We start from the raw sequence: 9,767 nt of genomic DNA, 5'->3' as shown, positions 1-9,767 counted from the left end.
GGCGGTGGGGGTTGACATGTTGAAGGCTCCTCGGGGTATGGGGTGTGCAGGGGTCCGGGTGGATCCCGGATAAAGGTCCGGACCGGCCGGGGTCATATCGACTCCGGCCGGCCCGGTCCTGTGGTGCGCTTGTTCAGGGGCTTATTTTGAGACGGTAAAGCCCTGTTCGCTGCCGTACTTGATGCTCGCCTCCTGCCAGCCCTCCAGTCCGTCCTTCAGCGTGGTGTCTGAGACGTAGGCCTGCCCGGCGGTGTCGTTGTAAATGCCGTTGGCGTAGGCCTGGAACGGCAGGTAGGACCACCCCTCGGGGACGCTCTTCGCCGACTCCGCAAAGACCTCGTTGGCCTTCTGTCCGCCGAAGTACTCGAACTCGTCGGACAGGAAGTCTTCTGATTCCAGAGTGGCCGCCGTGGCCGGGAACGCTCCGTTGTCCACCCGGATCTGGACGCCGTCACCCACGTTGGCGTACTCGAGGAACGCGTATGCCAGTGCACCCTTTTCGCTGGCGGAAGTAATACTCAGGGCGCTGCCGCCGTTCTCGGCGCTGGTGGGTTCGCCTTCCTGCCACTGGGGCAGGGGAGCTACCCGCCATTTGCCCGCAGTGGCGGCAACTCCCGAGCTGAAAGTTGCCGGCATCCAGGCGCCGGTCGCAAGGGTGGCGATGGTGCCGTTTCCAAGTCCCTGGTACCATTCGTCCCCCCAGGAAGTGATGGGGGCCAGCAGGTCTTCATCCAGGAGCTGCTGCCAGGTTTCAGCGAACTTTGTGGAGCCCTCATCGGTAAAATTGACGGTGACATCTGTTCCGTCCACCTTGTAGGGCTGGCCGCCGGCCTGCCAGATAAGGCTGGTGGCAAGACCTGCATCGCCCGTGTCGTTGGCAATATACACACTGGGATCTGCCTCGTGCAGGGCACGGGCGGCCTCGACGTACTCGTCCCAGGTCGCGGGAACTTCCACGCCGTACTTATCAAAGATTTCCTTGTTGTAGTACAGGGCCATGGGCCCTGAGTCCATCGGGAGACCGTAGATTCCTCCGTTGGCCTGGACTGAATTCCAGGGCCCGGGGTTGTAGGTGTCCTGCAGATCGCCGGCGCCGTAGGCGCTCAGGTCCCGAACTGACTCCGCCAGTGCAAACTGCGGGAGGGAAAAGTACTCCAGCTGCACAACGTCGGGGACACCCGAACCCGCAGCGACGGCATTCTGCAGTGCCACGTAGTGGTCATTTCCGGTGCCGGCATTCACGAGGTTCACATTGACATTGGGGTGTTCCGCCTCAAAGCTCTCGACAACTTCGTCAAGAGTGGGCTCCCAGGACCAGATGGTGATGTCGCCGCCCTCCTCAAGGGCCGCCTGAACATCTTCAGCGCTGACCTCTTCGTTGGCCGCGCCGGCGTTGTCCCCGGCCCCGCCGCCGCAGGCGGTGAGGGCCAGGGCCGCGGTCAGGGCGATTGCGGAGCCTCTCAGCACTGCAAGGGAAATGGTGTTCTTCATGGTTTTCCTTTTCACGTCATTGTTTTCGGAAGGGGCTTATTCTTTGACGGCCCCGGCACTGAGACCGGACTGCCAGTAGCGCTGCAGCAGCAGGAACGCCGCTATCAACGGAAGGATGGTGAGCAGTGAGCCGGTGATGACGAGGTTGAAGATCGCCTCGCCTCCGGCTGTGGACGCCTGTCCGTTCCAGGCATTCAGGCCCAGGGTCAGCGGATACCAATCAGGGTTCTTGAGCATGATCAGCGGCAGGAAGTAGTTGTTCCAGGTGGCAACCATGGTGAACAGCAGTACTGTGACAATGCCCGGCCCGAGCAGCGGCAGGCAGATCCGGAAGAAGGTGCGGAACTCTCCGGCGCCGTCCATGCGTGCCGATTCCAGCAGCTCCGTGGGGATGGCCTCCGTGGCAAACGTCCACATCAGGTACAGGCCAAAGGGTGAGATGAGTGACGGGATGATGACTGCCCAGGGCGTGTTGGTGAGGCCTATTTCGCTGAACATCAGGAACGTGGGGACGGCCAGCGCAGTGCCCGGCACGGCCACCGCCCCAATGATCACGGCAAAGACAGCCTTTTTGCCGGGGAAGTTGAACTTCGCCAGCGCGTATCCGCCGAGGACGGCTAGGAAGGTTGCGCCGCCTGCCCCCAGCACTACGTACAGCACGGTGTTGAGCAGCCAGCGGACGAAAATTCCGTCGTCGTAGGTGAGTGTGTCCGCAATGTTGCTGAACAGGGCAAATTCATCGCTAAACCAGAGCCCGAAGGAGCTGAAGAGGTCATCCTGGGTCTTGGAGGAGTTGATCACCAGCCAAAGCAGCGGGACGAGACTGTAGAGAAGGACAACGCCGGTGAGGATCGTCAGCAGCACATTGCGCTTGGGGTTATCCACGCCTCGGCGCGTACTTTTCATCCGGATGTTGGGACTCTTGGCTTTCTGGTTCCGGGATCGGGCGGGGTCGACGGCAACGCTCATGATCAGCTTTCCTTCCGCATTCCGCGCAGCTGCACTGCATAGGCAATGACCATGGTGATGACGCCCATGATGATGGCCACGGTGGCGGAGTAGTTGTACTGCTGACCGGAGAAGCTCAGCGAGTAGGCGTACAGGTTCGGGGTGAAGTAGGTGGAGATTGAGTTTGGTGCGAGGCTCTGCAGGATGCTCGGTTCGTTGAACAGCTGGAAGCTGCCGATCACGGAAAAGATGGTGGCAACCACGAGTGCTCCGCGGATGGCGGGAACCTTGATGGCGGTAACGAGCCGGAGCTGGCTGGCCCCGTCGATTTCTGCCGCCTCATAGATGGATTTGGGAATCACGCTCAGGGCTGAATAGAAAATCAGCATGTTGTAGCCAATGAACTCCCACGTCACGATGTTGCCAATCGAGGCAAGGATGAGATCGGGTGAGAGCGGGTTTGGAAGATTGATTCCCAGTGCATCGTTGATGTTGCCCACCAGGCCGAACCGGGTGCCGTACATGAAGCCCCACATCAGGCTGGCGACGACGGCGGGAACTGCGTAGGGCAGGAAGATGGAGATCCGGAAAAAGGACTTCCCGTAAAGCCGCCCGCTGTCCAGCGCCAACGCGGCCAGCAGGGCGATCAGCAGCATCACCGGCACCTGGACGGCAAGGAACAGGGTCACTCGAAACAGTGAGGACCAGAACTGGGAATCCTGCAGGGCCTGGGCGTAATTCGCCAGGCCAACAAAGCTGTTTCCGCCCACGAGCTGGTTGCGGAAAAAGCTGAGCCAGATCGAGTAGGCGATCGGCGCTATGAAGACAATCGCGAAGACAGCCATGAAGGGACCGATGAAAAGCCAGCCGGACCATGACCGTTTCCGGACGCGCGCGGCCGGCAACGGCGAAATGCCGGGAACTGCGGGTGGAGGTGACGCCGTCGTCATGATGATTCCTCTGTGAACTAGGGCCGGACGAGGCCGCAGGATCGAATGTTTACGTAAACATTTTGATTGTTAGGATAGTCACATGCCTTCGCCGTCTCGTCAACACAGTCCCCGTGAGCGTCGCCCCGTGTCGATGAGGGACGTTGCCCGGCTGGCGGGCGTCTCGGCCCAGACCGTCTCCCGCGTGTCCAACGGCAGCCCCGGAGTGGTGGAGGCAACCCGGGAGCAGGTAATCGCGGCGATGCGGGAGCTGGGTTACCGGCCCAACAGCGCGGCCCGCGCCTTGAAACGGGGAAGTTTCCGGACAATCGGGGTAATCCTTTACACCCTGGCGACAACCGGCAACGTCCGGACACTGGAGGCCATCGCTGCCCGGGCGGCGGAAGAGGATTATGCCGTCACGCTGATTCCGGTGGCCGCCCGAACCCCGGAGGCCGTGCAGGGCGCCTTTTCACGGTTGAATGAACTGGCCGTGGACGCTGTCATTGTCATGATGGAAGTCCATCTGCTGGACTACTCCACTGTTTCCCTCCCCCCGGGAACACACGCCGTCGTCATTGACTCCGAGGCGAGCGAGGGCTACAGCGTGATAGATACGGACCAGGCCGACGGCGCGCAGAAGGCGGTGCAGCATCTGCTCGATTTGGGGCACTCCACGGTGTGGCATGTGGCGGGACCTGCTGCCTCCTTTGCGGCAGAGCGGCGCGTCAGCGCGTGGCGGAGTGCGCTTGCCGAACGGGGCATCCCGGAGCCTGGACTGCTGCGCGGGGACTGGTCCGCAGATTCGGGGTATGAGGCTGGCTTGCGGCTTGCCGCGTCCGACTGCACGGCGGTGTTTGTAGCCAACGATCAGATGGCCCTGGGAGTGCTGCGGGCCTTCAACGAACAAGGGATCCGGGTGCCGGGTGATGTGAGCGTCGTAGGCTTTGACGATATTCCGGACAGCAGCTCCTTCAGCCCGCCCCTCACCACCGTGCACCAGGATTTCGCGGAGCTGGGCCGGAGATGCGTCGATAGCGTCCTGAGGCAGATGGAGGAAAACATCACGGAACCCGGCTGTGACCTCATTCCCACGCGGCTGGTGGTCCGGGACAGCACGGCTGAAGTCCCAAAACAGCGTTCGCGTTCTACGTGCCGGGAATGAGCCGGAGCTAAACCCGTCCTGACTGGGACCGCAGATGCTGGCGCAGGCCGGGAATGGCAAAGGTCACCTTGCCGTGTCCGGCGGATTCTATGAGTCCGGCCGCCAACAGCCGGGAGCGGTAGTTTGCCACCAGGTTTGTCTTCGCACCGATCCGGCGGCCAATGTCTCCGGCCAGAGACGGTCCGTCATCCTCGGCCATGGCGGCAAGGAAGTCCAGGTCTTTGGGGGAGGCGGCGGCAAGGGCGGCTTCGATGACTGTGCGCACATTGCGGCGGTTTGCGGCGGCAATGGCCCGGTCCACAGTGTCGGAGGTGAGACTGCGCTGATTGCCTTCTGCCTCGCGCCAGAGAAAATAACCGACCAGCTGAATCAGGAAGGGATACCCGCCGGTGGCTTCGGCTGCCCGGTGCACGAGGCCGGGGGAGACCTTAATGGCTGCCCGGGAGAAGGTTGCAGCGAAGGATTCTTCCACTTCGCGGACGGCGGCTGCATGAAGATCTATCTTGTCGGCACGGCGGAGGAACGTGGCCACGCCTTCATTGAGCAGGTCGGACACAGCAGCCGGAAGCCCGGCAAAGACGAGACCTATGGGCAGCCTGTCCTGGATGAAGTGCTGAACACTGGCGGCCAGCTGGGCCAGTTCGCCGCGGTCAGCAGCATGGATCTCATCCACGGTGATAATGAGCCCCGTGCCGCGGTCATCCAAAAGCGTCAGCAGTTCCTCTCCAATGGTTCGCCAGGCCACCTGGCGCTCCGGCGGGAGCTGGGTAGTGATGCTGAAGCCGGCGGCAGCTATTGCCGTGATTCTGCGGTTCACCGGCCCGGGACCCAGTTCCTCAGCGATACCCCGCATGGATTCTCCGATCCGGCCCATGAAACCGGTGGTGGCTGTCTCGGAAATGACTGCCCAACCGTTTTCCCGGGCTGCGTCATGGGCGGCGCCGAGCATGACCGTCTTGCCGATTCCGCGGGCTCCGGTGAAGATCGTCAACAGTCCCGGAGCGCCGGATCCCAGGCGCAGCCCGTACTCGAACTCATCGAGCACACCGGCGCGGCCCAGGATTTGCGGGGGAGTTGCCCCCGCTGAGGGGCGGAAAGGGTTCTCTGGCACCGGGCTCCTTGTGAGTTCATGTGTATCTTGTGAGTTTTCACTTTCACAGCGCTGTGAGTCTATGTGAGTTTAGTGAGTTTGACTATCCGGCCGGCAGGGGTCCGCAGGGGGATCGGCAGGTCCCGAGCGGCCACAGGGGAGCCCCGTAAGCAGCAGAGCTGAGGCCAGGCCTTTCCCGGTAAGCACGACCCCGGCATTGATCGTTGATTCCTTATGGGAGCCCATCCAGTTGATGACCGCTTCCAGGGGCACCAGCTTCCCGCGCTGCGTCAGCGGTACGCATGAGGAGTTCATATCTCACCGCTGACTCATTCGTCGTGATGAAGCCGCGGTGTGCGCCTTCCGTGACGCTGTCGAACGGCACCCGCGGATCTCGGCGCCGGAAGAAATCTCTGTGCCCCACGGACGCGGCCGTTGCCGGAGATCTGCCCGGCGGCTGCACCCGCGAAACCGCAGGGGCCGGCGGCACGGGGGAGCTCCTTCCCTGCGTTAGTTGACATAATGTAGATTATCGGCGTTATATCCAGGTGGCCCGGGAGGGGCTCCGGGCCGGATTCCTCCTGTGCTCGATATGTCCCGTCAATCCCCGGCCGAAGCTTGTTCCAGCCCTCCTGGCTTATCGCCGGATTTGCCCCGGATTCTCGGGCCTAAGGTTTCCGGCCCAAATCTGCGCATACAGGTTGTCTTCAGTGCTCCTTCCATGCCGGCCATCCGCACATCCGCATGAGTTGACATAACGTCCCCCGCCAACCTCCCATGCAGCTTTCAGGCATCCAGCCAGGCGGCCTGCGTCCACGGCTTCTTGTTGACATAACGCATTACCCTGCGGCCGGCACCCTTGAAGCCCGTCGCAGCTTGTCATAACGCTGAAATCCCATCTGGACGGAGGTCTGCCGGCTGACATAACTACATCTGACAGAACTACATACAGGTACTGCTGTTGATGCCGGGACAGTGTCGCGGCGCCGGTCCCCTGCCTATTTTGCTGGCACCCCTGCCAAGCCCCCAATCGTCCAGGCAGAATCCTGCGCCACCCCGATCCGGCACCAAAACGATGCAGCTGACAAGGCAGCGATTCGGAAAAAAATAGGGTGCAGGTCACTTCCCCCAGAGCCCCGCAGGGCCTAAGATGGGCATTTTCATTCTCAGTTGGTGAAATCGACCCTCGTGGCTATATGATCTACGCCTAACCCCCCCCAAAATTTTCAGGAGAAAAGCACAACACATGGCTACTGATTACGATGCTCCGCGCGTCAAGGAAGAAGACCGCCCCAGCGACTCCCTTGAAGGACTGAAAGCCCAGCAGCGCGGCGGCGCTATGACGGCCGTTCGCGACGTCGCTGACGAAACGGATGCCATCGACGGTTTTGAACTCCCCGGTGCGGATCTGTCCGGCGAAGAGCTGCTCATTAAGGTTGTTCCGGCACAGGCTGACGAGTTCACCTGCATGTCCTGTTTCCTGGTGCGCCACCGCTCACAGATCGCCAAGGAGAAGAACGGCGACAAGTACTGCGTGGATTGCGAAGGCTAAGTCTTCCCGGCCCGGCCCGGTTCGGATGTCTGCGGCGTTGCCGCAGCATCCGGACCGGGCATTTTTTTGCCCCGTCCCCTGCCGGTGCGCATCTTCTACTCCACGGTTTGGACCACTTCATTGCGGCGAAGGAACCACGGCTTGTACGGCGGATCGAACAGCGCGAAGCGCGGCAGCCCCAGCGGAATCAAACCTGCGGCTGCCACCGCCTCCCCCAGTGCCGCGGCGTGGTCCAGATAGCTGCGCGACGTCCAGCGTCCCGAAAACGAGGCTGCTGCCGCCCGGCTTTCCGGCACGGCAACAACGTCCACAGCGGGATCATCCGGGTCCGGGGCGGCATCGGCGGACATGCTTTCCGGAAGCACAAAGGCCACGGTGTAGGTTTCGTCCGGAACCTGGGGCTGCAGGATTACTGGCGCGGTCATGGGAATCTTCACAGGCATCCCGTCAGTCCCGGGCTCACGGGACGGATCCGGGAGGCTGGAGTGGTTCCGGCCGCTGATGTAGCCGAACAGATATCGGAACGCTGTGCCGCCCGCCTCTTCAATGGTCGAGCGAACGGTTACCTGCGCCACAAGGTGGGCCGGGTAGTTCCTCAGCTCGAAACCGGGAAGAACCGCCAGTATTTGATACGGCTGCTGCTCTGTCATGGTAGGCCGAGCCTACCGGGACACTGCAGCCGTGAGAACGGCCGCAGCAACTAGGATGGGGCAGTGCCCACAGAAACTTCACTCATCCGCGATCTTGTCCTGCCCCTGCTCGACACGGATCTGCCGCCGATCGTACAGCTGGGTCATCCTGCTCTTCGACAGCCCGCACTCCCCTGCGACGGCCAGCTGGACGACGGCGAACTGACCGCCCTCATTTCCCTGATGCGCCGGGTGATGCATGCTGCCCCCGGCGTGGGCCTGGCCGCCCCGCAATTGGGCATTCCGCTGCAGGTGGCGGTGCTGGAAGACACCTTTGAGGATCCCGACCTCACTGACCTGCGCGAACGTCTCCCCCTGCCCTTCTTTACGATCATCAATCCGGCCTATGAGCCTGCCGCGCCCGAAACCGTTGAGTTCTACGAGGGCTGCCTGTCCTTCAACGGCTATCAGGGGGTTGTTCCGCGGCACCGGTCCGTCTCCCTGCGGTACACCGACACCGGCGGAGTTCCAGTGGAACAGACCTTCCATGGCTGGCAGGCCCGGATTGTGCAGCATGAAACGGACCATCTGGCGGGCACGGTGTATGTGGACAAGGTCCTGACCCGCTCGCTGTGCAGCAATACGGAATACCTGCGGCGCTGGGCCTCGCCCTCCATCGACGAGGCCCGGCGCGGGCTGGGTTTCTAGACGCTCCTGGAATCCAACGATCAGCGCCCGACGGCGTCCGCCGGTTCGGCGGGTTCCGCGGAGTTCGCCGGTGTTGGCAGCCACCGGGCCCACCAGCGCAGGATGTGCTCAAAACGCTGCCGCCGGTGCCAGGGAGTCCCTGCCCGGGAGAGTTCATGGTTCTCGCCCGGGAACAACAGCAATTCCGTAGGAACCCCGCGCTGCTTCAGCGCCGTGTAATAACGCTGTGCCTGCTCCACCGGGCAGCGCAGATCCTCCTCTGAATGGATCACCAGGGCAGGCGTCCGGACGTCTCCCACCCGGCCCATCGGGCTCTGCGCCAGGACTTTTGCAGTGTCCGCGCCGGTGTAAGCCGCACTGAAGAACCATCCAATATCGGCAGAGCCGATGAAGGACAGCGGGTCCAGGAAACCGCGTTCCACAATGGCGGCGGTAAACCGGTGGTCATTGGCGATGGTCCAGGCACTGAGGTAGCCGCCGTAGGATCCACCCATCACTCCCAGCCGTTCACTGTCCAGTTCCGGATGGTCCCTCAGGACCCCCTCCAGGAAGGACAGGACGTCGTCCAGATCCACGGTTCCCATGGCTTCCTTGATCACCCGGCCGTGTTCCTGTCCGTATCCTGCCGATCCGCGCGGGTTGCACTGGACTACCGCGTAACCGGCGGCGGCGTAGGCCTGCGCTTCGTCGAAGTAGGCACAGTCAAACTGGGCGAACGGTCCGCCGTGGATGTTGAGCAGCACCGGATGCGGGCCGGGGCCTTCGGGCAGGGCCACCCAGCCGTGCACCGGATAACCGTCCCGGGACGGGTGCGTCTGCTCCGCCAGTGGCGCTACCCGCGTCTGCGACCGCAGCCGTGCGGAGAAATCCGTCAGCACCCGGAGCCCGCCGGCTTCCAGGACGGCTACATCGCCCATGGTTGCCGGATCGGCAAAGCTGACGACGACGGCGCCTGCAGCTGCCGCAGCGCCCTGGATGACGCGGGGACCGGCGACAAGCACCTCCTGGCTGCCCTGCGCATCAACGCGCAGCAGCTCTCCGTTCCCCCGGGTGCGGTTGAAGACCAGAACCGCTGAACCTCCGGCGGCAACGATGCCGCCCTCCGCCAGATCGATATCCTCCGGGGCCGTGAGCCGGCGGGCAGGTGCCGCACCGTCCGACGGCATGACGTGCAGCGAGGTGTTGCGTGCTACAAAGTCGCTGCCGGACGCGGACAGCTCCGAGGCCAGGAAGAAAAGCCATTCACCGTCGTCAC

The 9,767-nt window shown here is 62.7% G+C and carries 9 protein-coding genes; 3 read left to right on the top strand and 6 right to left on the bottom strand.

All coding sequences use genetic code 11. The features are described 5' to 3' along the window. Positions 1–141 precede the first annotated feature (141 nt). The 3 genes from QMA10_RS17320 to QMA10_RS17310 form a co-directional block, all read right to left on the bottom strand. Complete coding sequence (locus QMA10_RS17320) at positions 142–1,491, bottom strand: sugar ABC transporter substrate-binding protein (RefSeq protein ID WP_290170422.1); 1,350 nt, start codon at positions 1,489–1,491, stop codon at positions 142–144. Between the two features lie 36 nt (positions 1,492–1,527). Next, positions 1,528–2,397, bottom strand: coding sequence for a carbohydrate ABC transporter permease (locus QMA10_RS17315; protein WP_290170425.1), 870 nt, complete (start codon positions 2,395–2,397; stop codon positions 1,528–1,530). 65 nt (positions 2,398–2,462) lie between these two features. After that, positions 2,463–3,389, bottom strand: coding sequence for a sugar ABC transporter permease (locus QMA10_RS17310; RefSeq protein WP_290170420.1), 927 nt, complete (start codon positions 3,387–3,389; stop codon positions 2,463–2,465). Positions 3,390–3,522: 133 nt separating this feature from the next. Here QMA10_RS17310 and QMA10_RS17305 point away from each other — a divergent pair, with 133 nt between their 5' ends. Continuing rightward, positions 3,523–4,533: a LacI family DNA-binding transcriptional regulator gene (locus QMA10_RS17305; RefSeq protein WP_290170423.1), complete on the top strand. Its 1,011-nt coding sequence runs from the start codon at positions 3,523–3,525 to the stop codon at positions 4,531–4,533. 7 nt (positions 4,534–4,540) lie between these two features. Here QMA10_RS17305 and QMA10_RS17300 read toward each other — a convergent pair whose 3' ends face one another. Then, positions 4,541–5,644: an ATP-binding protein gene (locus QMA10_RS17300; protein ID WP_290170418.1), complete on the bottom strand. Its 1,104-nt coding sequence runs from the start codon at positions 5,642–5,644 to the stop codon at positions 4,541–4,543. 1,225 nt (positions 5,645–6,869) lie between these two features. Here QMA10_RS17300 and QMA10_RS17295 point away from each other — a divergent pair. Next, on the top strand, positions 6,870–7,175 hold the full coding sequence (locus tag QMA10_RS17295) for a DUF4193 domain-containing protein (RefSeq protein WP_104054271.1): 306 nt from the start codon (positions 6,870–6,872) through the stop codon (positions 7,173–7,175). Positions 7,176–7,270: 95 nt separating this feature from the next. Here QMA10_RS17295 and QMA10_RS17290 read toward each other — a convergent pair whose 3' ends face one another. Next, positions 7,271–7,825: a heme-binding protein gene (locus QMA10_RS17290; RefSeq protein WP_290170416.1), complete on the bottom strand. Its 555-nt coding sequence runs from the start codon at positions 7,823–7,825 to the stop codon at positions 7,271–7,273. A gap of 63 nt (positions 7,826–7,888) precedes the next feature. Here QMA10_RS17290 and QMA10_RS17285 point away from each other — a divergent pair, with 63 nt between their 5' ends. After that, complete coding sequence (locus tag QMA10_RS17285; RefSeq protein WP_290170414.1) at positions 7,889–8,512, top strand: peptide deformylase; 624 nt, start codon at positions 7,889–7,891, stop codon at positions 8,510–8,512. Between the two features lie 20 nt (positions 8,513–8,532). On the opposite strand, the gene QMA10_RS17280 is transcribed toward QMA10_RS17285, so the two are convergent. Beyond that, positions 8,533–9,767, bottom strand: a 1,235-nt coding sequence (locus QMA10_RS17280) for a prolyl oligopeptidase family serine peptidase (RefSeq protein ID WP_290170412.1), incomplete at its 5' end; no start/stop codon positions are given.

It is taken from the genome of Arthrobacter sp. APC 3897 (assembly GCF_030407495.1).
In the GTDB taxonomy this organism is placed as follows: domain Bacteria; phylum Actinomycetota; class Actinomycetes; order Actinomycetales; family Micrococcaceae; genus Arthrobacter_B.
The sequence above is the reverse complement of the archived record's forward strand: the minus strand, read 5'-3'. Positions and strand labels throughout refer to the sequence as shown.